This window comes from Pseudonocardia oceani (genome assembly GCF_019263585.2).
Lineage (GTDB): Bacteria > Actinomycetota > Actinomycetes > Mycobacteriales > Pseudonocardiaceae > Pseudonocardia > Pseudonocardia oceani.
This window is the reverse complement of sequence record NZ_JADQDF010000001.1, coordinates 14164-40473: the sequence shown is the minus strand read 5'-3', so window position 1 is coordinate 40473 and position 26310 is coordinate 14164. Positions and strand designations below refer to the sequence as shown.

20 protein-coding genes are annotated in these 26310 nt (G+C 74.6%); 7 read left to right on the top strand and 13 right to left on the bottom strand.

Going from position 1 to position 26310, the window contains the following annotated elements; genetic code table 11:
* Positions 1–2: 2 nt before the first annotated feature.
* Genes I4I82_RS00160 through I4I82_RS00140 form a run of 5 tightly spaced genes read right to left on the bottom strand, consistent with a single transcriptional unit; the run spans position 3 to position 2711 of the window.
* The gene (locus tag I4I82_RS00160) at positions 3–563 is read right to left on the bottom strand and encodes a hypothetical protein (RefSeq protein WP_218590928.1); all 561 of its coding nucleotides are present in this window, start codon (positions 561–563) and stop codon (positions 3–5) included.
* Between the two features lie 47 nt (positions 564–610).
* Positions 611–1189, bottom strand: coding sequence for an MSMEG_1061 family FMN-dependent PPOX-type flavoprotein (locus tag I4I82_RS00155; RefSeq protein WP_218590927.1), 579 nt, complete (start codon positions 1187–1189; stop codon positions 611–613).
* Positions 1186–1383: a hypothetical protein gene (locus I4I82_RS00150; RefSeq protein ID WP_218590926.1), complete on the bottom strand. Its 198-nt coding sequence runs from the start codon at positions 1381–1383 to the stop codon at positions 1186–1188. The genes I4I82_RS00155 and I4I82_RS00150 overlap by 4 nt, the downstream gene beginning before the upstream one ends.
* A complete protein-coding gene (locus I4I82_RS00145) occupies positions 1380–1970 on the bottom strand; it encodes a TroA family protein (protein ID WP_218590925.1) in 591 nt (196 codons plus the stop codon). The genes I4I82_RS00150 and I4I82_RS00145 overlap by 4 nt, the downstream gene beginning before the upstream one ends.
* A 9-nt stretch (positions 1971–1979) precedes the next feature.
* Positions 1980–2711: an IclR family transcriptional regulator gene (locus I4I82_RS00140; RefSeq protein ID WP_225920756.1), complete on the bottom strand. Its 732-nt coding sequence runs from the start codon at positions 2709–2711 to the stop codon at positions 1980–1982.
* Positions 2712–2781: 70 nt separating this feature from the next.
* Between I4I82_RS00140 and I4I82_RS00135 the strand changes: the two genes are divergently transcribed.
* Positions 2782–3285 (top strand): SRPBCC family protein, encoded by a 504-nt coding sequence (locus I4I82_RS00135; RefSeq protein ID WP_218590923.1) that lies wholly within the window; start codon positions 2782–2784, stop codon positions 3283–3285.
* Here the strand turns inward: I4I82_RS00135 and I4I82_RS00130 are convergent.
* From I4I82_RS00130 to I4I82_RS00115, 4 genes are all read right to left on the bottom strand, one after another.
* Positions 3251–5458, bottom strand: coding sequence for a glycoside hydrolase family 3 C-terminal domain-containing protein (locus I4I82_RS00130; protein WP_218590922.1), 2208 nt, complete (start codon positions 5456–5458; stop codon positions 3251–3253). The two genes, I4I82_RS00135 and I4I82_RS00130, sit on opposite strands and share 35 nt — an antisense overlap.
* A gap of 17 nt (positions 5459–5475) precedes the next feature.
* Positions 5476–5931 carry an LLM class flavin-dependent oxidoreductase gene (locus tag I4I82_RS00125; RefSeq protein WP_218590921.1) on the bottom strand — a complete coding sequence of 152 codons (456 nt, stop codon included), beginning with the start codon at positions 5929–5931 and terminating at the stop codon, positions 5476–5478.
* 225 nt (positions 5932–6156) lie between these two features.
* Positions 6157–7695, bottom strand: coding sequence for an acyl-CoA synthetase (locus I4I82_RS00120; protein WP_218590920.1), 1539 nt, complete (start codon positions 7693–7695; stop codon positions 6157–6159).
* Positions 7696–7747: 52 nt separating this feature from the next.
* On the bottom strand, positions 7748–8374 hold the full coding sequence (locus I4I82_RS00115; protein ID WP_218590919.1) for a TetR/AcrR family transcriptional regulator: 627 nt from the start codon (positions 8372–8374) through the stop codon (positions 7748–7750).
* 72 nt (positions 8375–8446) lie between these two features.
* On the opposite strand from I4I82_RS00115, the gene I4I82_RS00110 reads away from it, so the two are divergent.
* From I4I82_RS00110 to I4I82_RS00085, 6 genes are all read left to right on the top strand, one after another.
* Positions 8447–9601: an acyl-CoA dehydrogenase family protein gene (locus I4I82_RS00110; protein WP_218590918.1), complete on the top strand. Its 1155-nt coding sequence runs from the start codon at positions 8447–8449 to the stop codon at positions 9599–9601.
* 11 nt (positions 9602–9612) lie between these two features.
* Positions 9613–11220 carry an AMP-binding protein gene (locus tag I4I82_RS00105; protein WP_218590917.1) on the top strand — a complete coding sequence of 536 codons (1608 nt, stop codon included), beginning with the start codon at positions 9613–9615 and terminating at the stop codon, positions 11218–11220.
* Positions 11221–11222: 2 nt separating this feature from the next.
* Complete coding sequence (locus tag I4I82_RS00100) at positions 11223–12821, top strand: acyl-CoA carboxylase subunit beta (protein WP_218590916.1); 1599 nt, start codon at positions 11223–11225, stop codon at positions 12819–12821.
* An 8-nt stretch (positions 12822–12829) separates the two neighbouring features.
* Positions 12830–14815: an ATP-binding protein gene (locus tag I4I82_RS00095; protein ID WP_218590933.1), complete on the top strand. Its 1986-nt coding sequence runs from the start codon at positions 12830–12832 to the stop codon at positions 14813–14815.
* 67 nt (positions 14816–14882) lie between these two features.
* On the top strand, positions 14883–15644 hold the full coding sequence (locus I4I82_RS00090; RefSeq protein WP_218594972.1) for a 3-hydroxyacyl-CoA dehydrogenase: 762 nt from the start codon (positions 14883–14885) through the stop codon (positions 15642–15644).
* 86 nt (positions 15645–15730) lie between these two features.
* Entirely contained in the window at positions 15731–16495 is a 765-nt protein-coding gene (locus tag I4I82_RS00085; RefSeq protein WP_218593471.1) for a crotonase/enoyl-CoA hydratase family protein, read from the top strand.
* 3 nt (positions 16496–16498) lie between these two features.
* Here I4I82_RS00085 and I4I82_RS00080 read toward each other — a convergent pair whose 3' ends face one another.
* From I4I82_RS00080 to treS, 4 genes are read right to left on the bottom strand one after another with little or no spacing between them, the layout of a single operon-like run.
* Positions 16499–17389, bottom strand: a complete 891-nt coding sequence (locus tag I4I82_RS00080) for an alpha/beta fold hydrolase (RefSeq protein ID WP_218593470.1) — start codon at positions 17387–17389, stop codon at positions 16499–16501.
* A gap of 43 nt (positions 17390–17432) precedes the next feature.
* Positions 17433–22376, bottom strand: coding sequence for a SpoIIE family protein phosphatase (locus I4I82_RS00075; RefSeq protein WP_218593469.1), 4944 nt, complete (start codon positions 22374–22376; stop codon positions 17433–17435).
* Positions 22377–22420: 44 nt separating this feature from the next.
* Positions 22421–23680: an MFS transporter gene (locus I4I82_RS00070; RefSeq protein ID WP_218594971.1), complete on the bottom strand. Its 1260-nt coding sequence runs from the start codon at positions 23678–23680 to the stop codon at positions 22421–22423.
* A 27-nt stretch (positions 23681–23707) separates the two neighbouring features.
* A complete protein-coding gene (gene treS, locus I4I82_RS00065) occupies positions 23708–25930 on the bottom strand; it encodes a maltose alpha-D-glucosyltransferase (protein ID WP_218594970.1) in 2223 nt (740 codons plus the stop codon).
* Positions 25931–26310: the final 380 nt, after the last annotated feature.

Genomic DNA, 26310 nt, shown 5'->3' with positions numbered 1-26310 from the left:
GCTCAGAGCTTGAACATCGGGGCGGGCCGCCACGGCGCCTCCCGCAGCCCGCGGCCGAACGCCCGGGCGAGCATCGGCCGGAAACCGCGATCGGGGTGGCGCCCGACGAGGCCCAGGAACGCCGAGCGGGGCACGCCGGGGGCGCCGAGCAGCCCGCGGGAGATGTCGGCGAGGTCGGCGCGCCGGAACGCCTCGACCAGCGGGTCGCCGTGGCGGGCGCGCCGGATCCGGTGGTGCTCGTCGACCATCGCCGCGACCAGGCCGGCGTGTGCGGCGTCGTCGCCGGTGAGCGCCGCGACCGCGCGGCGCGACGAGGGCGGCAGGTAGTCCCACGTGCCGTCGAACCAGATGCCGCCGTCGTGGAAGAACGCGGCGACGCCGAGTGCGCGGGCGCGGTCGGGCGGCACCGGCACCTGCAGCCCGACGGTGCCGATCACGCGGTGCACGTGCCCGCGGTAGACCGGCAGGTCGGAGCCGAAGACGGCCGCGTGCTCGGCGAACAGGTCGTCGGCGACGCCGTGGGCGCGGTCGAGGGCGGTGGATCCGGCGGCGGGGTCGGACACGGTGGCTCCCGGGAGGTGCGTCGGTGGAGCCGCCGAGCATGCCAGGGTCAGGCGGGCGCCTCGGTGAGCGCGAGGTGCCCGCGCACGACCTCGCTGGTGGTCGGGGCTCCGACGCGGCCCCACGAGTCGGGCTCCCACAGCCCGCCGCGGCGCAGCGACGCCGAGCAGTGCACGAACACCGACTCGACCGAGACGCCGATGGCCGCGACCGGGCGCTTGCCGTGGTCGGCGGCGCGCTCCAGCACGTCCTCGTCGACGGTGATCACCGCAGAGCCCTCCACGCGCAGGATCTCCGGGCTCCCGGGCAGCAGGAACAGCAGGCCGACGTGCGGGTTGCCGAGCAGGTGGCGCATCGAGTCGATCAGGTTGTTGCCGGCGAAGTCGGGCACCGCGATCCTGCCCGGGTCGAGCACCTGCACGAAGCCGGGCTGGCCGCCGCGGGGGGAGACGGTGCAGCGGCCGTCGGCGCCGGACGTGGCGACCAGCACGAACGGCGACGCCGCGATCAGGGCGGCCGCGCCGTCGTCGACGTGGTCGATCTTCTTGCGGGCCACCAGCTCGTGGGGCGGGCGGTAGAGCTCGGCGAGCTGGTCGAGGCTGGTGATGCTCGTGGCGAAGCCGGTCATGTGCCGATCCTGCTCTCGATCAGAGGCACCAGCTCGTCGAGGACGTACCCGACGCGCAGGATGCTGGGGACGGCCAGTGCGGTCGACGTGGCGATGTCGACGGTGACGACGCGCTCGTCGCGCACGACCGGGAGGGAGGTGAACAGCGGACTCGCTTCCAGGGCCGCCCGCAGGTCGGGGTTCGCGTAGCTCATGAGCAGCACGTCGGCGTCGAGCGTGCCGAGCTGCTCGAGCGCGACGTCGGGCGACACGAGACCGGTGACGGCCGGGGGCTGCGTGAGGCCCAGCGAGGTGAGCCGATGAGCCCGGCCTGGTCCTGCCAGGTGTCGTCGGTGAGGCCCTTCACGGTGGTGACGACGGGGGCGATGCCGGCGAGGGTGGCCTCGTCCTGGTCGATGGGGAAGTGCGTGCCCGCGAGGATGACGTCCGGCGCGGCCGCCGCGACCTGCTCGAACGGCACGCCGTCGGTACGGTCGAGCAGCGTGGTCCGCGCCGGGTCGATGCGCCCCACCAGCCACGGGTCGAGCCCGCCGGGCGCGTTCAGGCTCTTGATCATCGCGGTGGGGGTGCGGCCGATCGCGACGAGCACGTCGACCTCGGCGGCCAGGGTGACGATCCGCTCGGGCCGCACCGGGATCTCGACCGGACCCCGCGACGTCGCCAGGGTGCGCGGGAAGCCGGAGCCGGCCGGGGCGGCGGGGCCCGCCGGGGCGCCGCAGGCGGCGAGGACGCCGAGCGCGGCGCCCCCGGTGAGGAGCCGGCGCCGGGTCGTCGGGGACATGCCTGCACCCTATGTAGGTGAGGCTCGCCTGAGCAACGAGGGGCCCAGTGCGCGGGACAGGCCCAGCGCCGCGGTGCGCACGGCCGGCGCCACGCGGCCGGTGTCGAGGCGGTGCGCCCAGCCGGTGATCGAGAGGGCGGCGACGGCCAGCCCGTCGCCGTCCAGCACCGGCGCCGCGACGCAGGCGATGCCCACCGTCGACTCCTCGTGCTCGACGGCCACCCCGCGCTCCCGGATCCGCGCGAGCTCGGCGTCGAGCAGGCCGGGGGCGATCACGGTGCGCGGCGTGCGGCGCTCCAGCCCTGCCGCGACGACGGCGGCGAGCCGGTCGGGCGGGGAGAACGCCAGCAGCGCCTTGCCCACGCCGGTGCAGTGCGCGGGCATCCGCCCGCCCAGGCGCGAGGGCACCTGCGGCCCGCGGGTGCCGGTGAGCTTGTGCACGTAGACGACCTCGACGCCGTCGAGCACCGCCAGGTGCACCGTCTCGCGGGTGGCCTCGAACAGGTCGGCGAGGAACGGGGCGGCGGCCTCGCGCAGGCCCCGCTGCAGCGGGGCGAGCTGGCCGAGCTCGAACAGCCGCATGCCCAGGCGCACCCCGCGCTCGGTGCGCTCCACGATCTGCCACTCGACGAGCTCGGCGAGCAGCCGGTGCGCGGTGCCCTTGGGGATCCCGGTGCGCCGGCACAGCTCGGCCAGCGTCAGCTCGGCGTCGCCGGGGCGGAAGGCGCCGAGCAGCGTCATCGTGCGGCCCAGCACGGAGTTCGGGAGCGCGGCGTCCGCTGGCACGCCCCCATCCTGGCAGGATGCGGACATGATCGACGACAGCACGCAGGCCGAGCGCATCGAGGTCACGCGCACCATCCCCGCACCGCCCGCGGCGGTGTTCGCCGTGCTGCGCGACCCGCAGGGCCACGTCGACATCGACAGCTCCGGGATGCTGCAGGACGCCACCGGCGAGCCCGTGTCCGCGGCGGGCGACGAGTTCGTCGTCCACATGGACCGCGAGGCGCTCGGCGACGTGCCGATGGGCCGCTACGACGTCACCGTCACCATCCGCGAGCTCGTGCCCGACGAGGCGATCTCCTGGACGATCCTCGGGAGGGTCCGCCCGCCGATCGGCCACGTCTACGGCTACACGCTCGCCCCGGTCGAGGGCGGCACGCTCGTGACCTCCTACTGCGACTGGTCGCAGATCCACCCGGAGTGGCGCGAGCGCGACATCTTCCCGATCATCTCCGCCCAGGCGCTCAGGGCGACGCTGGGCATCCTGGAGCGGACGGTCAGGCGCCGAGGGACCGCAGCGTCTCGCGGGTGATCCCGGTGCCCGGGAACGCGGCGAGGCGCCCGAGGGGGAAGTTGCCGATGACCTTCTGCAGCTCGGCGTCGTCGAGGATCCCGGGCCCGGCGGCCTCCCGCAGGGCGGGCCCGCCCTCGGGGTCGGCCAGCCACTCCTGCAGCGTCGAGTCCGCGGTGAGGACCGGGCGCGGCCGCTCGGCGTCGACGGTGACGGTCCGGCACAGCCGCAGGTCGCGCGACGAGGCCCCCACGGCGATCTCGAACTCGCCGGGCTCCACCACCCAGCCGCCGTGCGCGACCGACCAGAACGACAGGTCGCGCGCGCGCAGCGCGAACGTGACGGTCCGCGACTCGCCGGGCTCCAGCGCGATCTTGGCGAACCCGCGCAGCTCGGCGGGCGGCCGCGCGACCGAGGCCTCCGGGTCGCCCACGTAGAGCTGCACGACCTCGCGCCCGGCGCGCTCGCCGGTGTTGGTGACGGTGGCGCCGACGGTGAGGTCGGTGCCGTCGACGTCGACGGTCAGCCCGGAGTAGCCGAACGTCGTGTAGGACAGGCCGTGGCCGAACGGGTGGGCGACCGGCCGGTCGAGCGCGTCGAACCCGCGGTAGCCGACGAACACGCCCTCGCCGTAGCGGACGCGGCCCTCCTCGCCGGGGAAGTTGAGGTGCGAGGGGGTGTCGGCCAGGCGCAGCGGCACCGTCTCGGCGAGGCGCCCGCCGGGGTCGGTGGCGCCGGTCAGGACGTCGGCGAGCGCGCCGCCGCCCGCCTGCCCGCCGAGCCAGCACGAGACGACCGCGGCCACCCGCTGCTCCCACGGGTCGGTGCGCACGACCGCGCCGTGCGCCAGCGCGACGACGACCGGCACGCCGGTGGCCGACAGCCGCGCGAGCAGCGAGGTCTGGGCCACGGGCAGGTCGATGTGGGTGCGGTCGAAGCCCTCCGACTCCTCGGCCGGCGGCAGCCCCAGCACCGCCACGACCACGTCGGCCCCGGACGCGAGCGCGACGGCCTCGTCGGCGAGCCCGCGGTCGGCGGGCCCGTCGAGCGCGTAGCCGGGCGCGAACCCGACCGTCGACGACGGGAGCCCGGCCCGGATCTCGTCGAGCGGCACGTCGACGCGGGTCGGGTTGACCTGCGAGCTGCCCGCGCCCTGGTAGCGGGGGGTGCGGGCGAGCTCGCCGACGACGGCGACGGTGAGAGCAGGGGAGTCGCGCAGCGGCAGCGTGCCGGTGTGCTCGTCCGGGCCCTCGTTGCGCAGCAGGACGATCGCGTCGGCGGCGGCGCGGCGGGCGAGTGCGTGGTGGGCGTCGTGGTCGAACCCGCCACCTCCGGACTCCCCGGGCTGCGCCGGCCCCGCGCGTTCCACCAGCCGCCGCATCCGGTCGACGGCGCGGTCGAGCACGGCCTCGTCGAGGCTCCCGTCGGCGACGGCGTCGACGATCGCGCGGTCGCTGACCCCGGTGTTCGGCGGCATCTCGAGGTCGAGCCCCGCGGCCAGCGCGGCCACCCGGTCGGCCACCGCGCCCCAGTCGGACACCACGACGCCGTCGAAGCCCCACTCGTCGCGCAGCACGGTGGTGAGCAGCCACGCGTGCTCCGAGGCGTAGGTGCCGTTGACCCTGTTGTAGGCGCACATCACCGTCCACGGCCGCGCGGTGGTGACGACGTGCTCGAACGCGGGCAGGTAGATCTCGCGCAGTGTGCGTTCGTCGACCTCGGCGCTCACGCGCAGCCGGTCGGTCTCCTGGTTGTTGGCGGCGAAGTGCTTGAGCGAGGTGCCCACGCCCCGGCTCTGCACGCCCTCGACGAGCGCCGCGGCCAGGACACCGGTGAGGTGGGGGTCCTCGGAGAAGTACTCGAAGTTGCGCCCGCACAGCGGCGAGCGCTTGATGTTGACGCCCGGCCCGAGGACGACGCCGACGCCCTGCGCGCGCGCCTCGGTGCCCAGGGCCTCGCCGACCTCGCGCAGCAGCGCCGGGTCCCACGTCGAGGCGAGCGCGGCCGCCGTCGGGAAGCAGGTGGCGGGCAGGCTGCCGCCGAGGCCGACGTGGTCGCCCGCGCCCGGCTGCACGCGCAGGCCGTGCGGCCCGTCGGACACGAGGATCGACGGGACGCCCGGGACGGCGCTGGTGTGCCAGAAGTCGGCGCCGATGCACAGCGCCGCCTTCTGCTCGACGGTGAGGGGCTGCATGCCCCGATCATGTCGGGTCAGGGGGAGCCCCGCAGCAGGGCCGTCACCTCCAGGACCTGCTCGTGGTCGGCGGCGTAGGGCGTGTTGAGCGACAGGCGCCCGGCGACGTCGCCGAGCCGCTCCCGGACCTGCGCGGCAACGGCCGCCGCGTCGCCGGACACCGCGAACGCGTCGAGCAGGTCGTCGTCGATCGCCGTGGCCATCTCGGCCCACGCCTGCTGCCGGGAGAGGCGGTTGAGCCGGTCGGCCAGCTCGCCCCACCCGTGCAGCTCCAGGACGGGGCGGTAGGCCGGCGTCGAGGCGGAGAAGGCGATCTGGCGCCGGACGCCGGCCTCGGCCGCGGCCCGCTGCTCCGGGTGTGGCGGTAGAACTCGCCCTCCAGGTGCAGCCGCTCGCCGGTGGCGAACCGCTCCCAGATCGCGCAGCGTGCTGACGTACTCCTCCATGCGCGCGGCCGGGCGGCCCCACGGCATGCCGAGGGTTGCGGGCGAAGGCCACCGCGATCCCGCTCTGCAGCGTGATGCGGCTGGTGGCCCGCGCGGCCAGGGTGAGGGAGACGAACGGGTCGTGCGAGGTCTCGGGGATCGAGACGCCGTCGTAGCCCTCGGCCTCGGCGCGCACGGCGGCGGCCTCGCAGGCGAGGGGGTCGGCGGTGAAGTCGACGACGGCGTCGAGCAGCAGTGGACGGCTCATCGTCGTCAGGCCGCCGGGTGCCGGTCGCGCAGCTTGTGCTTCTGCAGCTTGCCCGTCTCGGTGCGCGGCAGGGACTCGACGAACTCGATGCTGCGCGGCACCTTGTAGCCGGCCAGCGTGGTGCGCAGGAACGCGAGCAGCTCGGCCTCCAGCTCGGGGGAGCCCGTGACGCCGTGCGCGGGCTGCACGAACGCCTTGACCTGCTCGCCCATCTCCTCGTCGGGGATGCCGACGACAGCGAGGTCGAGCACCGCCGGGTGCAGCGTCAGCGCGTTCTCGATCTCCTGCGGGTAGATGTTCACACCGCCGGAGATGATCATGAAGGCCTTGCGGTCGGTGAGGTGCAGGAACCCCTCCTCGTCGAGGTGGCCGACGTCGCCGGTGGTGCCCCAGTTCGGGTGCTCCGGGTGCTGCGCGCCCCGGGTCTTGTCGGGGTCGTTGTGGTAGGCGAAGGGCAGGACCTCGCGCTCGAAGTAGACGAGCCCGACCTCGCCGGTGGGCAGCTCGGAGCCGTCGTCGGCGCAGATGTGCAGGACGCCCAGCAGCGCCTTCCCGACCGAGCCGGGGTGCTGCAGCCAGGTCGGGGAGTCGATCACGGTGACGCCGATGGCCTCGGTCGCGCCGTAGTACTCGTGCAGGACCGGGCCCCACCACTCGATCATCTTCTGCTTGACCTCGACCGGGCACGGCGCCGCGGCGTGCACCGCGACCCGGTGCGAGGACAGGTCGTGGGCGGTGCGCACCTCCTCGGGCAGCTTGAGCATGCGCACGAACATCGTCGGCACCCACTGGCTGTGCGTCACGGAGTAGCGCTCGATCGCCGCCAGCGCCGCGGCCGGCTCGAACTTCGGCATGACGACGACGGTGCCGCCGACCTGGTGGATCATGCCGCCGAAGCGCAGCGGGGCGGCGTGGTAGAGCGGCGCGGGGGAGAGGTAGACGGTGTCGTCGCCGAAGCCGTAGAGCGGGCCGAACAGGCCGATCAGCGGGTCGCCGCCCTCGACGACCGAGACGCCGGGCAGCGGCGCCTTGATGCCCTTGGGCACGCCCGTGGTGCCCGAGGAGTAGAGCATGTCGCGGCCGCGGGGCTGCTCGGGCAGCGGCTCGGGCGAGACGGCGGCGAGCGCGGCCTCGTAGTCGTCGTGGCCCTCGACCGCGGCGTCACCGAAGGACAGGCGCAGGTCGACCCCGGGGGTGTCGGCGAGGATCGCGGTGGCCGTGGCGGCGTACCGGGACGAGGAGACCACGGCCTTCGCGCCGCAGTCGCGCACGATGTAGGACACCTCGGACGGCGTGAGGTTCTGGTTGACGGCGGTGAGGTAGAGGCCGCTGCGCATCGCGGCCCAGAACACCTCGTAGTTGCGCAGCGAGTTCTCCGTGATCAGCGCGACGTCGTCACCGGGGCGCAGGCCCGCGTCGTGCAGGGCCCGGGAGAGCCGGATCGAGCGCTCGTCCAGCTCCGCGTAGGTGAGCACGGCGCCGGTGTCGGACAGGACGACGGCGGCCTTGTCCGGGGTGGTCGCGGCGAACTTGCCTGGGTACACGGGCGCTCCTCGATGAGTGGTCAGGGCAGGATGGCAGCGGCGCAGGCACTGATCAAGACTTTGTCATCCACGGTTCACTGCCGACGGTGTCGACCGGGTGCACGCCGAGGCACTGGTGCGCCATCGCGTCGAGCAGGACGGCGAGCCGGTCGTCGGGCAGCCCGCTGTCGAAGAACAGCGTCGACTGGATCGCGCCGATCGCCGCGTGCACCGCGACCCGCAGCTCGGGGTCGGAGAGATCGCGGCGCAGCGGGGCCAGCACGTGCACCCAGTCCTCGAGGTAGTGGCGCTGGCGGCGGCGCAGCCGCCTGCGGTCGACCTCGGGGAGGTTGTGCACCTCGCGGTGGTAGGTGGCGAGCATGTGGCGCTCGGTGATGGCGACCGCAATGTGGTCGCGGACCAGCGCGGACAGCGCGCTGCGGTCGTCGGCCGCCGCGGAGACGATGGCGGCGGCGCGGTCGGCGAGGCGGTCCATCCCCTGGTCGAGCACGGCCACCAGCACGGCGATCTTGCTGTCGAAGTGCCGGTAGATCCCCGACCCGACGATGCCGGCCTGCGCGCCGATCTCGGCCATGCCCACCGAGTGGAAGCCGCGCCGCGCCGTGAGCTCGGCGGCGGCGTCGAGGATGCGGGAGCGACGGTCCGGGTCGCGCCTGCGCCCGGTGTCGGTCTGCGGCATCTGGCCAGTGTGGCATCGGACGCGCTAGGTTCCTAGTGCACCCGAATTCACATCCGAGGGACAGGGGTCGCCGTGGACTTCACCGAGACCGACGAGCACCGCGATCTGCGTGACGCGGTCGGTGCCGTCGCGAGCCGGTTCGGCCCGACCTACTACGCGGAGCGCGCCGCCGCCGGGAAGCCGTGCCACGAGCTGTGGTCGGCGCTGGGGGAGTCGGGCTTCGTCGGCGTCAACGTGGCCGAGGAGCACGGCGGTGGCGGCGGCGGGCTCGTCGAGCTCGCGATCGTCTGCGAGGAGATCGCCGCCCGCGGCACCCCGCTGCTCCTGCTGCTGGTCTCCGCCGCGATCTCGGCCGAGGTGATCGGGGAGTTCGGCAGCGACGCGCAGAAGGCGCGGTGGCTCCCGGGCCTGGCCGACGGCACGGTGAAGGTCGTCTTCGCGGTCACCGAGCCCGACGCGGGCTCCAACACCCACAAGATCTCCACCTCGGCCGTGCGCGACGGCGGGGACTGGCTGATCACCGGCACGAAGTACTACATCTCCGGCGTCGACGAGGCGGAGGCGCTGCTCGTGGTCGCGCGCACCGGCCGCGACCCGGGTGCGGGCGGCCCGCTGATGTCGCTGTTCGTCGTGCCGACCGACGCCGCGGGTCTGGAGGCGGTGCCGCTGCCCGTCGACGCGATGCTCCCGGAGAAGCAGTTCACCCTGCACTTCGACGGCGTGCGCGTCGGGCCCGAGGCGCTGGTCGGCGAGGAGGGCGCGGGGTTCCGCCAGGTCTTCCGCGGGCTCAACCCGGAGCGCATCACCGGCGCCGCGCTGTGCGTCGGCATCGCCCGCCACGCGCTGGACCGGGCCGCCTCCTACGCCACCACGCGCCAGGTCTGGTCGACCCCGATCGGTGCGCACCAGGGCGTCTCGCACCCGCTGGCGAAGGCGAAGATCGAGACCGAGCTCGCCGCGCTGATGACGCGCAAGGCCGCCTGGCTGCACGACCGCGGGCTACCGGCCGGCGAGGCGTCGAACATGGCGAAGTACGCCGCGGCCGAGGCGGCGCTCTCCGCCGTCGACGCCGCGATCCAGGCGCACGGCGGCAACGGGCTCGCCAGCGAGTACGGGCTCGTCCCGTACTGGGGGCTGGCCCGGCTGCTGCGGATCGCGCCGGTGAACCGCGAGATGATCCTCAACTACGTGGCCCAGCACAGCCTGGGCCTCCCGCGCTCCTACTAGGACGGCCGGCCATGTCGCACCCGATCGGCACCAACCTCGTCCAGCGGATCAACGTCGGCGACTCGCTGACGCGCACCGCGGCGCTGCGCCCGGCGCATCCCGCGCTCGTCGACGGCGACCGGAGGTGGACCTACGCGGAGCTGAACGCATGGGTCAACCGGCTGGCCCACGGCCTCGCGGCCCGCGGCTACGCCCGCGGCGACGCGCTCGGGCTGGCCTCGGCCAACAGCGCCGAGTTCCTCGCCGTCTACTACGCCTGCGCCAAGCTCGGCGTCGTCTGCGTCCCGATGAACCTGGGGTGGCGCCCCGACGAGATGGCCTACGTCCTTCGCCACTCGCGCTCGCGCGGGATCGTCGTCGAGGCCCAGCTCGTGGGCGCCGTCGCCGGCGCACTGGCGCAGGCCGACGCCGTGGCCGACGTGGTCGTGGCGCCCGGCACCGGCGGCGGGTACGCCGCGGAGCCCGCCGACCGCCGGTGGAGCACGCTCGACGAGGTGCTCGCCGACGACGACTCCGAGCCGGAGGTGCTCGTCGAGGACGCCGACGCGCTGTCCTACCTCTACACCTCGGGCACCACGTCGTTCCCCAAGGGCGTCGTCGGCAGCCACAAGGCGATCTACCTCGGCTCGATGTCGGGGGCGCTGGAGGCGGGCTGGAACGCGACCGACCGCTTCGTCGCGATGATGCCGATGTTCCACACCGCGCAGCTCAACGCGTTCTGCACGCCCGCGGTCCTGGTGGGCGCCACGATCCACGTGCAGCGCGGGTTCGAGCCGGGCGCGTTCCTCGACGCCGTCGAGCGCGAGGGCGTCACGCAGGTGTTCGGGCTGCCGATGATGTTCCGGGCGGCGCTGGAGCACCCGTCGTTCGCCGGGCGCGACCTCTCCACGCTGCGCCGCGCGGTCTACGCGATGGCCCCGATGCCCGACGCGCTCATCCGGGCCTGCCTGGAGGGATTCGGCTGCGACTTCGCCCTGCTGTTCGGGCAGACCGAGATGAGCCCGGTGACCACGCTGTTCCGGCCCGAGCACCAGCTGTCCCACATCGGCGCGGTCGGCACGCCGATCACCGGCGTGCAGGTCGCGATCATGGCCGACGACGGGCGGCTGCTCCCGCCGGGCGAGCTCGGCGAGATCGTCTACCGCGGCCCGTCGACGATGAACGGCTACCTCGACAACGCGGAGGCCACGGCGGCGGCGTTCGCGCACGGCTGGTTCCACTCCGGCGACGTCGGGCGCTTCGGCGAGGACGGCGTGCTGTGGTTCGCCGACCGGTTCAAGGACGTCATCAAGACCGGCGGCGAGAACGTGGCGTCGATCGAGGTGGAGAAGGCGGTGTTCGCGGCCGACGAGCGCGTCGCCGAGGTCGTCGTCGTCGGGCTGCCGCACGAGCGCTGGAGCGAGGCGATCACCGCGGTGGTCGTGCCGCGCCCGGGGGAGGTCGTCGACGGTGCGGAGCTGCTGGCCGCGCTCAAGGGGCGCCTCGACGGCTACAAGGTGCCCAAGTCCGTGATCGTCGTCGACGAGCTGCCCCGCACCAGCACCGGCAAGATCCAGAAGAACAAGGTGCGGGAGACCCACGCCGCGCACTACGGACCCCAGACCGACGGGAAGGGGTGACGGTGGCGACCCTGCGGTCCGCACTGGACCCGACCTCCGACGCCTACCGGCACAACCGCGAGAACCAGCTCGCCGTGCTGGCGCAGCTCGAGGAGCAGCTCGCGCTGGCCGCGGCCGGGGGCGGGGAGCGCTACACCGCCCGCCACCGCGACCGGGGCCGGCTGCCGGTGCGTGAGCGGATCGAGCTGCTGCTCGACCCCGACTCGCCGTTCCTGGAGCTCTCCGCGCTGGCGGCGTGGGGCACCGAGTTCACCGTCGGGGCGTCGATCGTCACGGGGATCGGGGTGGTGTCGGGCGTCGAGTGCGTCGTGATCGGGCACGACCCGACCGTGCGCGGCGGCGCGATGAACCCGTACTCGCTGAAGAAGACGCTGCGGGCGCTGGAGATCGCGCGGGTCAACCGGCTGCCGGTGGTCAACCTCGTCGAGTCCGGCGGGGCCGACCTGCCCACCCAGGCCGACCTGTTCGTCCCGGCTGGGCGGATCTTCCACGAGCTGACGGCGCTGTCGGCGGCCGGCGTGCCGACCGTCGCGCTGGTCTTCGGCAACTCGACGGCGGGCGGCGCGTACGTGCCCGGCATGTGCGACCACGCGGTCCTCGTCGACAAGCAGGCCAAGGTGTTCCTCGGCGGCCCGCCGCTGGTGAAGATGGCCACCGGCGAGGACGCCGACGACGAGGCGCTCGGCGGAGCCGACATGCACTCGCGCGTCTCCGGGCTCTCGGACCACTTCGCCGCCGACGAGCGCGACGCCATCCGGATCGGGCGCGACATCCTCTCGCGGATCAACTGGCGCAAGCGCGGTCCGGCCCCGTCCCCGCACGCGGCGCCCCCGCGCTACGACCCCGAGGAGATCCTCGGCATCGTCTCCGCCGACACGAAGGTGCCCTTCGACCCGCGCGAGGTCCTGGCCCGCACCGTCGACGGCTCGGAGTTCGACGAGTACAAGCCGCTCTACGGGTCGTCGCTGGTCACGGGGTGGGCCAACGTCCACGGGATGCCGGTGGGCGTGCTCGCCAACCACCGGGGCGTGCTGTTCAGCGAGGAGGCGAGGAAGGCGACGGAGTTCATCCTGCTCGCCAACCAGACCGACACCCCGCTGGTGTTCCTGCAGAACACCACCGGCTACATGGTCGGCACGAGCTACGAGCAGGGCGGCATCGTCAAGGACGGCGCCAAGATGATCAACGCCGTCGCCAACAGCACCGTGCCGCACCTGACGATCAACATGGCGTCCTCGTTCGGGGCGGGCAACTACGGCATGTCCGGGCGGTCCTACGACCCGCGGCTGATGTTCGCCTGGCCCGGCGCGAAGCTCGCCGTGATGGGTGCGACGCAGCTCGCCGGGGTGCTCTCGATCGTCGGTCGCGCCAGCGCGGCGTCGTCGGGGCGCCCCTACGACGAAGACGCCGACAGGCAGCGCACCGCGGCGATCGAGGCCCAGATCGAGGCCGAGTCGCAGGCGTTCTTCGTCTCCGCCCGGCTCTACGACGACGGCCTCATCGACCCGCGAGACACCCGCACCGTCCTCGGGATGGCGCTGTCGGCCACCCACAACGCCACCGTCGAGGGCCGTCGCGGCTTCGGCGTCTTCCGGATGTGAGCGAGCCCGTGATCCAGAAGCTGCTGGTCGCCAACCGCGGCGAGATCGCCGTCCGGGTGTTCCGCACCGCGCGGGCGCTCGGGATCGCCACCGTCGCCGTGCACTCCGACCCCGACGAGGGCGCGCCGTTCGTGGCCGCCGCCGACGAGGCCGTCCGCCTGCCCGGCGCCGCGCCCGCCGACACCTACCTGCGCGGCGACCTGGTGCTCGCCGCCTCGCGGGCCACCGGAGCCGACGCGATCCACCCCGGCTACGGGTTCCTCTCGGAGAACGCCGGCTTCGCGCGCGAGTGCGCCGCGGCGGGCGTCACGTTCGTCGGGCCCTCGCCCGAGGCGATCGCCGCGATGGGCTCCAAGGTCGAGGCCAAGGCGCTGATGGGGGCGGCCGGCGTGCCGGTGCTGCCCGGCGCCACCGTCACCGAGGAGTCCGACCTCGCCGCCGAGGGGGCGCGCGTCGGCTACCCGCTGCTGGTCAAGGCCGCCTTCGGCGGCGGCGGGCGCGGGATGCGGGTGGTGACCGAGCCCGGTGCGCTGGCCGAGGCGGTCACGAGCGCGCGGCGCGAGGCCGCGTCGGCGTTCGGCGACGGCACCGTGTTCCTGGAGCGGCTCGTCGTCGACCCCCGCCACGTCGAGGTGCAGATCCTGGGCGACGCCCACGGGTCGGTCGTCGCGCTGTTCGAGCGCGAGTGCTCGATCCAGCGGCGCTACCAGAAGATCGTCGAGGAGGCACCGTCGCCGGCCGTCGACGACGCGCTGCGCGCGGAGCTGGGCGCGGCCGCGGTCGCGGCGGGCAAGGCGCTGTCCTACGTCGGCGCGGGCACCGTCGAGTTCGTGCTCGACGCCCACGGCGCGTTCCACTTCCTGGAGGTCAACACACGGCTGCAGGTGGAGCATCCGGTCACCGAGCTGGTCACCGGGCTCGACCTCGTCGCGCTGCAGCTGCGCGTCGCGGAGGGGGAGCCGCTGCCCGCCGAGGTGCACGACGCCCGCATCACCGGGCACGCGATCGAGGCGCGGCTCTACGCCGAGACCGTGACGAAGAAGGGCGGGGCTCCGGCGCAGTTCCTCCCGGCCACCGGCACGCTGCACGCGTTCTCGGTGCCGGGCGGCGTCCGCGTCGACACCGGCGTCGCGGCCGGGTCGGTCGTCGGCCCGCACTACGACCCGATGCTGGCCAAGGTGATCGCGCACGGCCCCACGCGCGCCGCCGCGGCCCGCGCGCTGGCCGCGGCGCTGCACGGCGCGCGCGTGCACGGCGTCGTCACCAACCGGGACCTGCTCGTCGGCGTCCTGCGCGAGCCCGACTTCCTCGCCGGCCGCACCGACACCGGCTACCTCGACCGCCATCCCGACCTGCTCGCCCCGCCCGAGGACGACGCCGCCCGCGACCGGGTCGCGCTGCACGCCGTGGCCGCGGCGCTGGCGCGGCAGGCCGGGCACCGGGCGCAGGCCCGGGTGCTCGGCGGGATGCCGTCGGGGTGGCGCAACGTCGCCGGGCAGCCGCAGCGGGTGGCGTTCACGGCGGGGGAGCGGACCGTCGAGGTCGCCTACCGGTTCCGCCGCGACGGGGTCGAGGTGACCGTCGACGGGGAGCCGCTCGACGTCGTGCTGCACGCGGCCGTCCCGTCGTCGGTCGAGCTGACCGTCGACGGGGTGCGCCGGAGGATGTCGGTGCACACCGTCGAGGGCACGTCCTACGTCGACGGCCCGCTCGGCTCCAGCGTGCTCGTCGGGGTGCCGCGGTTCGTCGACCCGTCTGAGTCGCAGCAGCCCGGGTCGCTGCTCGCGCCCATGCCGGGCGCGGTGCTGCGGGTGCTGGCGGAGCCGGGGGCCGCCGTCGCCGCAGGTCAGACGCTGGTCGTGCTCGAGGCGATGAAGATGGAGCACACGGTGGCGGCGCCGGCCGACGGCGAGCTCACGGAGCTGCACGTCGCGCCGGGCGACCAGGTGTCGACGGGCCAGGTGCTCGCCGTGGTGACCGGCGACACGGCCTAACGGTCAATACTGACTGCTAGCCTCCGGGCCAGTCGCAACGTCGCACGAGGTCGTACGAGGAGAGCCAGTGGACATCAACGGAGCCGTCGCGGTCGTGACGGGTGGAGCTTCCGGGCTCGGCCTGGCCACCACGGAGAAGCTGCTCGACGCGGGTGCGTCGGTCGTCATCCTGGACCTGCCGTCCTCGGCCGGGGCCGACATCGCCGAGAAGCTGGGCGACCGCGTGCGCTTCGCGCCCGCCGACGTCACCGACGAGGCCGGCGTCACCGCGGCCCTCGACGTCGCCGCCGAGCTGGGCCCGCTGCGCGTGGCCGTCAACTGCGCCGGCACCGGCGACGCGATCCGTGTGCTCGGCAAGAAGGGCGTCTACCCGCTCGACAAGTTCGCCCGCATCGTCTCGATCAACCTCATCGGCACGTTCAACGTCCTGCGCCTCGCGGCCGAGCGCATCGCCGCCACCGAGATCGTCGACGGCGAGCGCGGCGTCATCGTCAACACGGCCTCGGTGGCCGCGTACGACGGCCAGATCGGCCAGGCCGCCTACTCGGCGTCGAAGGGCGGCGTGGTGGGCATGACGCTGCCGATCGCCCGCGACCTCGCCGGTGCCATGATCCGCGTCGTCACCATCGCACCGGGCCTGTTCGACACCCCCCTCATGGCGTCCCTGCCCGAGGAGGCGCGCGTGTCCCTCGGCCAGCAGGTGCCCCACCCCTCCCGCCTGGGCCGGCCCGCCGAGTTCGGCGCCCTGGTGGCGCACATCGTGGAGAACCAGATGCTCAACGGCGAGGTCATCCGGCTGGACGGGGCGATCCGGATGGGGCCGCGGTAGGGGTGGCCAGTCGTGGGGACCCCACCCCGTTCCCGCCGGGGTAGGTTCCGGACACGGGCGCGGATGCTCCGCGCGGAGGAGGCAACGTGTCCGACGAGGTCCTGGTCGAGCGCCGCGGGGCGGTGCTCGTGATCACCATCAACCGGCCGCAGGCGAAGAACGCGCTGAACAAGGCGGTGTCCGACGGCATCGCCGCCGCCGTGGACGAGCTGGACGGCTCCGACGAGCTGTGGGCCGGGGTGCTCACCGGTGCGGGCGGCACGTTCTCCGCGGGCATGGACCTCAAGGCGTTCCTCACCGGCGAGCGGCCGTTCATCGAGGGCCGCGGGCTCTGTGGCATCACCCAGGCCCCGCCGCGCAAGCCGCTGATCGGGGCGGCCGAGGGGTGGGCGCTGGCGGGCGGGTTCGAGCTGCTGCTGGCCTGCGACCTCGTCGTCGCCGCCCGCACCGCGCGCTTCGGGGTGCCCGAGGTCAAGCGGTCGCTCGTGGCCGCGGCCGGCGGGGCGCTGCTGCTCACCCGGCGCGTGCCCACGGCCGTCGCGATGGAGATGCTCCTGACCGGCGACCCGATCGACGCCGAGCGGGCCGCCGCCATCGGCCTGGTCAACCGGCTCACCGGCGAGGGCGGCGCGCTCGAGGAGGCCGTCGCGCTGGCGACGACGATCGCGGCGAACGCCCCGCTCGCGGTGGCCGCGACCAAGCGCATCGCCCGGTCGAGCGCCGACTGGACCCTCGACGAGGGCTGGGCCGCCCAGGGACAGATCACCGCGCCGGTGTTCTCCTCGGAGGACGCCCGCGAGGGGGCGACGGCGTTCGCCGAGAAGCGGGCGCCCGTGTGGAAGGGCCGGTAGGGCTCAGGCGGTGGGGCCGACGACCCGCTCGATCCACGCGAGCACGTCGGCCACGACCTCGTCCCGGTTCGTCTCGTTGAGGATCTCGTGCCGCGCGCCCGGCCAGGTCCTCAGCGTGACGTCGGTGAGGCCGGCCTCGGCCAGGCGCCCGACCAGGGCGTGCACCAGGGCGAGCCGACCGTTGACCGGGTCGTCCTCCCCGACGGTGACGAGCACGGGGAGGTCCTTCCGGATCTCCGCGAGCCGCGCCGGGTCGGCGACGTCGTGGGCCCGACCGAACATGGCCTTCACCCCGTCGACGTCGACCCCGAAGCCGCAGTGCGGGTCGGCGACGTACGCGTCGACCTGGGCCTCGTCGCGGGAGAGCCAGTCGTAGTCGGTGCGGGCCGGCGCGAACGGGGCGTTGAACGCGGCCAGGTCCATCGGCTGGTCGAGGTCCAGCGCCGGCTCCAGCAGGTCGATCGCGGCGGTCCCGGACAGGACGAGGCCGTCGATCCGATCGGCGTTGTCGAGCACCCACTGCTGCGCGGCGAACGAGCCCATGCTGTGCGCGAACAGCACGACCGGGACGCCCGGGTGCTCGGCGCGCCCGTGCTCGACGAGCACGCCGATGTCGTCGACGAGGCCGTTCCAGCCGTCGGTGCCGACCGCCCCGAGCGCGGCGTCGGAGCCGGCGGTGGCGCCGTGCCCGCGGTGGTCCTGGCCCTGCACCGCGAAGCCCGCGTCCACCAGCGCGTGGGCGAACGGGCCGTAACGCAGCACGTGCTCGCCCATCCCGTGCGTGAGCTGGACGACGGCGCGGGGCGGGCCCGCGGGATCCCAGCGGTAGGCGGTGACCGGCGTGCCGTCGCGGCCGGTGACCGTGAAGCGCACGGGGGAGGTGGTGGAGGTCATCCGCGCACGCTACGACGCCCGGGCCCCGGCGGGCCAGGGCCGGTCAGGGCCCGACGCGCAGGGCGTCCTCCAGCTCGGTGAGCTCCAGGATCCGGGCCGTCGGGCTGCCCGGGACGACCCGGACGCGGACGCCGTGCGGCACCGCGGCCGCGATCTCCAGCAGCAGCCCGATGCCCGCGCTGGCCAGGTGCGTCACCCCGGTGACGTCGACGACGACCTCGCCCGGGGCGTCCGCGACGGCCGCCAGCACGCGGTCGCGCAGTCCGGGCACGGTGGCCACGTCGAGCTCGCCCGCCAGCACCAGGCGCGGCCCGTCGTGCACCTGCAGCCCCCCGCGCGCCTCGGCCCCGGGATCCCCGGGCTCGGGCGGACCGGGGGCCCGCGGCGGCCCGTCGACCATCGGGCTCATCGTGAACGCGATCCGCGTGCCCTCCCCGGAGTGCTCGACGACGACGTCCTGCGCCAGCCGCTCGATCACCATCAGCCCGCGCCCGCGGTAGCCGGGATCGGCCGGCGGCGGACGCCAGTCGCCCTCGTCGGTGACCTCGGCCTCCACCGAGCCGTCGGCGCGCTGGTCGAGCCGGTAACGGTACTCGCCGGGGGCGCGGTCGCGGTAGGCGTGCTCGACGGAGTTGGCCAGCGCCTCGCCCAGCGCGAGCTGCAGGTCGTCCCCGACCTCCTCGGGCAGCGCGGCGGCGGTGATCCACGCGGCCACGTCGCGGCGCACCACCGCGAGCCGGTCGGGCCGAGCCGGGCCGCGACCGGCCAGGACGGGCGGGCGCAGCCGCGCGACGATCAGGGCGACGTCGTCCGCCGGCCCGGACCCGTCGAGCGCCGCGTGCAGGATCGCGGGCACGAGCTCCGCGACCGGGCTGGTGGCGTGCTCCGCGCCGGCGGCGGCGAGCCGGGCGAACCCGACGTCGACGATCTCGGTGCGCCGCTCGACGAGCCCGTCGGTGTAGAGGATCACCGTCGACCCGGGCACCAGCGTCGTGGCGCCCTCGGTGAACGGGGGGCCGCCGCGCACACCGAGCACCGCACCCTGGGCGTCCTCCAGGTAGGTCGCCGACCCGTCGGGGCCCAGCACCAGCGGCGGCGGGTGCCCGGCGCGGGCCCAGCGCAGGTCGCCGGTGCGGGTGTCGAGGACGACGCCGATCGCGGTGCTGGCCCGCGCGCCCGGGACGCGGTGCGACCAGCGGTTGAGCCACGTCAGCGCCTCGGCGGGGGAGTGGGTCTGCAGCAGGTAGGCCGAGAGCGCGCTACGCAGCTGCCCCATGACGGCGGCGGCGCGCGGCCCCTGCCCGACGACGTCGCCCACGACGATGGCGACGAGGTGGTCGTCGAGGGGCAGCACGTCGTACCAGTCGCCGCCGGTGCGGCTGCCCGAGGAGGCGGGCAGGTAGCGGGCGGCGAGCGTGACGCGGTCGTGGTCGGGCAGCGCGGGCGGCAGCAGGCTGCGCTGCAGCGTGTCGGCGAGCTCGCGACGGGTGTCGGCCAGCGCCGCGCGCTCGAACGCCAGCCCGGCGTCGCTCGCGAGGGTGTGCAGGAACGCGCGCTCGTCGTCGTCGAAGGCGCGGGTGCCGCGGAACCCGACCGCCAGCGCGCCCACGACGCGCTCGCCGACCGTCAGCGGCAGCGCGGCCCCGGCGTCGTCGCCGTCGGCGCGCCAGGTGGGCACGCCGGTGCGCATCGCGTCGACGACGGACGGCACGCCGCGCGGATCGCCGATCTGGTGCACCGCGTGCGGGCCACCGGGTCCGGGCAGCGTGACCGAGACCGACACCGCCCCCGTCGCCTCGACGATCCCGGTGGCGAGCACGTTCGCGGCGTCGTCGACGGTGCCGGCGGCCGCGAGCGCCGCCGTGACCTCGTGCAGCTGGCGCTCGCGGGTGGCCAGCCGGTCGGTCTCGATCATCAGCGCGACGCGGCGGCCCAGCTCCTCGGCGGTGTCGACGTCGGTGTCGTCGTGCACCCGCGGCGAGCCGGTGCTGACGAACACGAGCGCCCCGAGCAGGCGCCCTGCGACGACGAGCGGCACGACCAGCGCCCCGCGGAACACCGCGCCACCGCCCTCGGTCGGCGAGCCGGGCGGCAGCTCCTCGAGCGCGAACGCCTGCCCGCCGTGCAGGTCGAGGACGGGCCGGCGGGGCGGCAGCGCCCGGACCGCGGCGGCCACGGCGGGCTCGCGGTGGTGCACGGCGGCGACGGCCTGCGTGCCGTCGGGCCGGGCGAGGTAGACGATCGCCAGGTCGCCGAGCAGGGGTGACGCCGCGGCGACGAGGTCGTCGAGCCGGTCGGTGAGGTCACCGGGACGGCCGAGCAGGCGCCCGGTGTCGGCGAGCAGGCGGTCGCGCTCGGTGATCCGCCGCCGTCCGGTGACGTCGCGCAGCGTGCCCACCAGGACGAGCCGGTCGCCACCCTCGCGGTCGGGCGCCTGCGCGATGACGACCTCGATCCACAGCAGGCGCCCGTCGCGGTGCCGCGCGGGCAGCACGAAGCTGCCGCCGCTGTCCGCGCGCACGGTCGCGAAGGCCGCGTCGATGGCCGCGACGTGCTCCGGGTCGTCGCCCTGGGCGGGCCACCAGGGGTGCGGCAGCGCGTAGGGCAGGCCCTCGGGCCCGTACCCGAGGATGGCCGAGAAGGCGTCGTTGACCTCCTCGACCGCCCCCTCGTGGCCGACCACGAACAACCCGTCCTGCATGGCGTTGATGAGCGCGTTGCGCCAGGCCGACTCGTGGTTGCGGACCCGGGCCAGCTGCAGGTTCGACCGGACGCGGGCGAGCAGGTCGGCCGAGGAGAACGGCTTGACGAGGTAGTCGTCGGCGCCGGCGGCCAGGCCCTCGATCGCGGCCTCCTCGCCCGCGCGGGCCGAGAGCATGACGACCGGGGTGGTGGCCGTCGCCGGGTCGGCGCGCAGGGCCGCGAGCAGCGCGAACCCGTCGAGCCCGGGCATCATGACGTCGGTCAGGACCAGGTCGGGCCGCTCGGCCCGGGCCACGGTGAGGGCCTCGTTCCCGTCCGCGACGACGATCACGCGGTAGTGCGGGGTCAGCAGTCCGGCGAGGAAGCGCCGCAGGTCGCTGTTGTCCTCCGCGACGAGCACGGTGGCCCCGGCCGTCGTGCCGGCGTCGAGGGCGACGATCGGGTCGAGGTCGTCGTCGGAGGTGGCCCACTGCAGGGCCTCCTCGCGGTAGCGCTGCGCCGCGGCCGACACCCGCGCGCTCGTCGGTGGGGCGCCCGTCGAGGCCGACGGGGGCAGCAGCACCGAGAACGTCGAACCCTCGTCCAGGACGCTCTCGACGGCGACGGAGCCCCCGTGCAGCGCCACCAGCTCCGCGACCAGCGCCAGCCCGATGCCGGTGCCCTCCCGGCTGCGGCCCGCGGCGTGCTGCACGCGGTGGAAGCGCTGCCACAGCAGGGGCTGGTCGACCTCGGGGACGCCGATCCCGGTGTCGGTGACGTCGAGCCGCACGCCGCCGTCGTCGGTGGGGCGCAGCGCGAGCGTGATCCCGCCCGCCAGCGTGTACTTCACCGCGTTGGACAGCAGGTTGAGGACGATCTTCTCCCACATGTCCACGTCGACGGCGACGGTCGAGGGCAGTGCGGGGCACTCGACCACGAACCCCAGCCCGGCGCGGGTGACGGCGGGGGCGAAGGACTCGGCGATCCCGCGGGTGAGCCCGGCGAGGTCGACGGCGGTGCGCTGGGGTACCAGCCGCCCGCCCTCGAGGCGGGCGAAGTCGAGGAGCGTGTCGACCAGGCGCCGCAGCCGTCCGCTGTTGCGCCGCACGACCTCCAGCCGGGCGCGGTGCGGGGGCGCGAGCGGGTGGTCACGGTCGGCGAGGGCGTCCTCGGTGGGCCCGGCGATCAGCGTCAGCGGGGTGCGCAGCTCGTGGCTGACGCCGGTGAAGAACTCGGTCTTGGCGCGGTCGAGCTCGGCGAGCTCGTCGGCCCGGGTGCGCTGCGCCTGGTAGGCCTGCGCGTCGGCGATGGCCCGGTTGACCTGCCCGGCGACCAGGTCCAGGAACCGCCGGTACTCGGTGTCGAGGGCCCGGAAGGGGCTGACGCCCGTGGTCAGCACGCCGATCGGGCTGCCGGTGCCGCCGCCCAGCAGCGGCGCGCACACGGCCACGTCGGGCTCGACGGCGTCGTCGATGTGGCCGGTGGGCAGGAACAGGCCCTTGTGGTCGGCGGCGAGCCCGGTGAGGACCTGCGGGGTGCCGGTCTGCAGGACCGACCACAGCAGCGAGCCGGCGTCGAGCTCCGCGGGGACGATCCGCGGGTCGTCGACCATGCCGAAGTGCGCGGTGCGGCGGGCGGTACCGTCGCCGTCGCCGTCGCCGTCGCCGTCGAGCAGGTAGACCGACGCGAACGGAACGTCGGTGCGGCCGTGCTCGAGGACGCGCAGCGTGGCCCGGCAGGCCTCGTCGACGGTGGGCGCGGTGGCCGCGGAGATCTCCCCGAGCTCGCTGAGCACGCGCAGCCGGCGCTCGCTCAGGACCCGCTCGGTGTCCTCGCTGACGACGCAGAGCATGCCGTGGATGCGGCCCCCGGCGTCGTCGAGCGGGCTGTAGGAGAACGTGTGGTAGGTCTCCTCGGGGTAGCCCGCGCGCTCCAGGACGAGCAGCAGGGCCTCGTCCCACGTCGCCTCGCCGGTCTCGACGACCTGCCGCACCCGCGGGCCGATGTCGTCCCAGATCTCGGCCCACACCTCGTGCGCGGGCCGCCCCAGGGCCCACGGGTGCTTGGCGCGCAGGGTGTCGCGCTGGTAGGCGTCGTTGTAGAAGAACGCGAGCTCCGGGCCCCAGCCCATCCACATCGAGAAGCGCGACGTGAGCAGGATGCGGACGACGCTGCGCAGCTCGGCGGGCCAGCTCTCGGGCGGTCCGACCGGCGTGGCCGCCCAGTCGTGCTCCGCCATGACGCGGCCGAGCTCCCCGCCTCCGGAGAAGAGCGGGTTGCTGTCGGGGGACGGGTCGGTGGCCATCGTCGATCAGTCTGGCCGACCCCCGCCGAACCCGCCATCGAGGCCTACACCCGGCGCAGGACGACGCCCTCGAGCTCGCGCTGGTGGACGGAAGCGCGCGCCGAGGCGGTGCCCGCGGCCGTGAGCACCGCGATCGCGCCGAGCACGATCAGCAGGGGCACCGCCCAGGTACCCGTGGCCTCGTGCACCGCGCCGACGACGGCCGGCCCGGTGGCGGCCACGAGGTACCCGCCGCCCTGCACGAGCGCCGACATCTTCCGGCTCTCGGCCGGGCCGCGCGCCGCCCGCACGACGATCGAGAAGATGACGGTGAACCCGCCGCCCTGTGCGGCCCCGCCGAGCGCGCACCACACGAGCCACAGGTGCGGGGCCAGCAGCAGGCCCAGCGGCAGCGCCGCCCAGGCCGCGCACACCGCGAGCAGCGCGGGCAGCGGCCCGGCGCCGCGGCGCAGCAGCACCGGCACGCCGAACGCCCCGGCGACCGCCGCGATCTGGAACACCGACGCGCTGACGCCCGCCGCGGCGGGGTCCATCCCCAGCTCGTCGTGCAGCAGCAGCGGCAGCCACGCCGTGACGCCGTAGTAGGAGAACGCCTGGCCGCCGAACGCGATCGCCAGCGTCCAGACGATCGGGCGCCGCCACCAGACCGGCCCGCCGGCGTCGCCCTCGTCCGCGGCGGCCGCCTCGGCGGCGCGGCGGGCGTTGCCCCGGGTGCCCAGCCACCAGATCACCGCGGCGAGCACCGCGACCACCCCCCACGCGGCCAGCGCGGGGCGCCAGCCCAGCCCGGCGGCCAGCGGCACCGTGAACGACAGCATGATCATCGATCCGACGTTGAGCGCCGCGGTGTACCCGCCGAGCACGATCCCGGCGCGGCGCGCGGGGACGTCGCGCCCGACCACCACCGGCACCGCCACATTGCCCACCGTGATCGCGACGCCGATGACGAGGGTCCCCGCGACGACCGCCCACAGCCCGCCGGGGCCCGACCCGCCCGCCGAGCGCAGCAGCGTGCCCGCGAGCAGGGCGCCCAGCGCGATCAGGACGCCGCGCTCCAGCCCGGCGCGGGCCAGCAGGAGCGAGGCCAGCGGCGTCGCCAGGGCGAAGCACAGCACCGGGAGGCTGGTGAGCAGCCCCGCGGTGCCCGCGCCGATACCCAGGTCGGCGCGGATCGCGTCGAGCACCGGGGAGATGTTGACGATCGGGCCGCGCAGGTTGAGCGCGACCACGACGATCGCGAGCACCAGCAGGGCCGTGCTGGTGCCGGGGGCGGAGCGGGTGGGAGGCGGGGCCGTGGACGTCACTGACTCCATGCTCGTCCCGCCCGGCGCTCAGGTCACGTCGTCGTGAGCATCCCCACCGGCCTGCACGAGCAGGGAGTGCCCCTGGTGCGGCTCCATGTCGACGGAGAACGCGTGCAGGTCGTCGACGGTGCCCACGGTGCGGTCGGTGAACATGTCGGTGACCACCGCGCCCGGCACCAGGTGCTCGGACCGGACGGTGCCGCTGACCGGCTCGCCCGAGAAGTTGAGCACCGTGAGGTGCAGCTGCCCCGGCCCGGCCAGGCGGTGCACCATGACCAGCAGGCCGCGGTGCGAGACGTCGGGCACGTCGACCTGCTCGGCCGTCGCGATGCCGTAGCGGGTGCGGACGGCGAGGATCGCCTGGAGCTGGCGGACGAAGCTGGCCTCGTCGTCGAGCTGCTCGGGGATCGTGCCGTAGAGGCTGCGCCCGCGCGGCAGCCCCGACGACGAGCTGCGCGCGGCCGGGTTGGCGCCCATCAGGTCGTGGCCGGCGCGGTGTATCCAGCGGGTGTCGCCGCTCTCCAGCAGCTCCGCGACCTGGTCGGGGCGCAGGGTGAGCATGCCGCCGAGGTCCCAGCCCGACAGCGCGAACACCCCGGGCTGCAGCGCGTTGAACATCGCCAGCAGCAGGTGCACACGCATGATCCGCGCCGTCTCGACCTCCTCGATGGTGTCGAGGTCGGTGATCCCCAGCGTCGCCGCGATCACGGTGGCCGTCGTGCAGGCGATGCCGTTGGTCGTGAAGATCAGGTTGTAGGGGGCGTCGGGGCCGGTGAGGTGGTCGCAGAGGTCGCGGCGCACGCTCTCGGCGAGGTCGGCGCCGGTGATCTCGGCGCCCTTGTAGGTGTAGAGGTCGTCGCGGTGGCCGGTGGCCCAGTGCACGAGCTCGTAGGTCAGCTCGTCGTGGTTCTGCAGGGCGTGCACCAGCCCGGCCGGGTCGACGCCCAGCTCCAGCGAGGTGCGCAGCGTCAGGCGCAGGAACTCGGTGTCGCCGGTGGCCAGCGCGTGGTGGTAGGCGGGGCGGTTGACGAAGTCGTAGGACAGGTCGGCGCCGGCCTCGGCGGTGGCGCGGATGTCGTCGATCGTCAGGTTCAGCTCCTGGAAGGTGAACCCGCCCAGCTTGCGCACCATGGAGCCGATGAGGTGGTTGGCCGCGGCGGACAGTGGATGGCCCTCGGACCAGGCCGGGAGCCCCTCCGTCGACTTCTCGACGCCGAGGAACCCGTTGGCGTCCAGGCGCAGCGCGCCCGCGCCGAGGTCGGTGAGCGAGTGCAGGGCGTCGCCGATGACCAGGCGCATGCCCGCGAAGCTCGGGTCGAGCCAGTTGATCGAGGGCTGGCCCTCCTTGAAGTAGTGCAGGTAGACCCAGCGCCGCTCCACGCCGTCGACGCCCTCGACGGCCTTCGTCGTGCTCCAGTTCGTCTCCTTCACGCCCTCGGCGTAGAAGATGACGCGCTGCAGGCGCCCGATGATGTAGCCGGCCTTCTCGAGCTGCTCCTCGGTGGCCGCGTCGATGTTCACCGAGTCCCGGCCGTGCGGGACGTCGGGCAGGATCGCCCAGTCCTCCGGCTCGATCTCGATCATGTGGTAGATGCCGGGGTAGTCGGCGTACTTCATCTCGGCGAGCCGGAAGTCCGCGCCCTTGCCGGTGTGGCCGGGCACGATGTCGTCGATGATCGTGCCGCCCGACCACGTGGCCATGCCGCACATCGCGCGGAACTCCGCCTCCGTGCCGAACGCCGGGTCGATCTCGGTGCTCATCCGGTCGAAGTGCCCGTCGACGCTCGGGGTCGCCTGCCAGCCCGACAGCCCGCCCGCCCGCTTCACCGGCCCGGTGTGCACGGCCTCGATGCCGATCGTCGCGAACGCGTCCCACAGCGCCTCGTCGGCCAGCGCGCCCAGGAACGACTCGCCGGGGCGGGTGATGAACGAGATCGGGTACGCGGTGAACCACACCGACGCCGTCTCCACCGCCTGGCGCGGCCCGGGGTTCGCGAAGGGGTTCTGCCACATCGATCCCTGGCCGGAGAACTGCCGGCTGATCTCGTTGGCGTCGGCCAGCATCGACTGGCTCAACAGCCACGACAGGTAGGCCGGGTTGGTGCCGGTGGGCTTCCCGTCCTTGGCCACCGACCGCCGCGCGAAGGGCGCCTTCACCCTGGCCCGGTGCCGCAGGCTGCGCGGCCGGGCCGGATGGAAGTGCTCCGCGTAGGTGATCTCGCTCGGCTCGTGGGGGTGCTCGTCTGACATCGGTTCTCCGTGCGGGATCGCGGCGCTCGTGCGGCCCGACGGTAGTGGAGGCCGGGCGCGGGGGCGGGGGTGGCCACGCCCCCGCTGGGGGAACGAATCCCGCCCCCTCCGGGTGTGCGGCCGGACGGACGAACCCCGGTGGTCACAGCGCGTGCCCGGCTCTGCGGTGTCGGGTGTTCGGGGGAGTGGGCACGGGCTGCGCCGGTTCGGACTGCGCAGCTCGAGCGGGGCGCGGGAGTGCGGGGCCGACGGAGGTGGAGTCGGCGGTGATCACCGGGAGTACGTCGGCGGGTCGTCGGAGGGGCCGTGGTGGCGCGGTCTCGGTGGTCACCGCCCGGTCGACCGGCCTGATCGGGCGGTCGGCGAGGTGCGGGCGCGTG

Bases quoted from the DNA above. Each gene is read 5' to 3' on its own strand.
- I4I82_RS00155 (WP_218590927.1), bottom strand. From the start codon at position 1,189: ATGACCGGCTTCGCCACGAGCATCACCAGCCTCGACCAGCTCGCCGAG.
- I4I82_RS00150 (WP_218590926.1), bottom strand. From the start codon at position 1,383: ATGAGCTACGCGAACCCCGACCTGCGGGCGGCCCTGGAAGCGAGTCCG.
- I4I82_RS00145 (WP_218590925.1), bottom strand. From the start codon at position 1,970: ATGTCCCCGACGACCCGGCGCCGGCTCCTCACCGGGGGCGCCGCGCTC.
- I4I82_RS00140 (WP_225920756.1), bottom strand. From the start codon at position 2,711: ATGACGCTGCTCGGCGCCTTCCGCCCCGGCGACGCCGAGCTGACGCTG.
- I4I82_RS00135 (WP_218590923.1), top strand. From the start codon at position 2,782: ATGATCGACGACAGCACGCAGGCCGAGCGCATCGAGGTCACGCGCACC.
- I4I82_RS00130 (WP_218590922.1), bottom strand. From the start codon at position 5,458: ATGCAGCCCCTCACCGTCGAGCAGAAGGCGGCGCTGTGCATCGGCGCC.
- I4I82_RS00125 (WP_218590921.1), bottom strand. From the start codon at position 5,931: ATGCCGTGGGGCCGCCCGGCCGCGCGCATGGAGGAGTACGTCAGCACG.
- I4I82_RS00115 (WP_218590919.1), bottom strand. From the start codon at position 8,374: ATGCCGCAGACCGACACCGGGCGCAGGCGCGACCCGGACCGTCGCTCC.
- I4I82_RS00105 (WP_218590917.1), top strand. From the start codon at position 9,613: ATGTCGCACCCGATCGGCACCAACCTCGTCCAGCGGATCAACGTCGGC.
- I4I82_RS00080 (WP_218593470.1), bottom strand. From the start codon at position 17,389: ATGACCTCCACCACCTCCCCCGTGCGCTTCACGGTCACCGGCCGCGAC.
- I4I82_RS00075 (WP_218593469.1), bottom strand. From the start codon at position 22,376: ATGGCCACCGACCCGTCCCCCGACAGCAACCCGCTCTTCTCCGGAGGC.
- treS (WP_218594970.1), bottom strand. From the start codon at position 25,930: ATGTCAGACGAGCACCCCCACGAGCCGAGCGAGATCACCTACGCGGAG.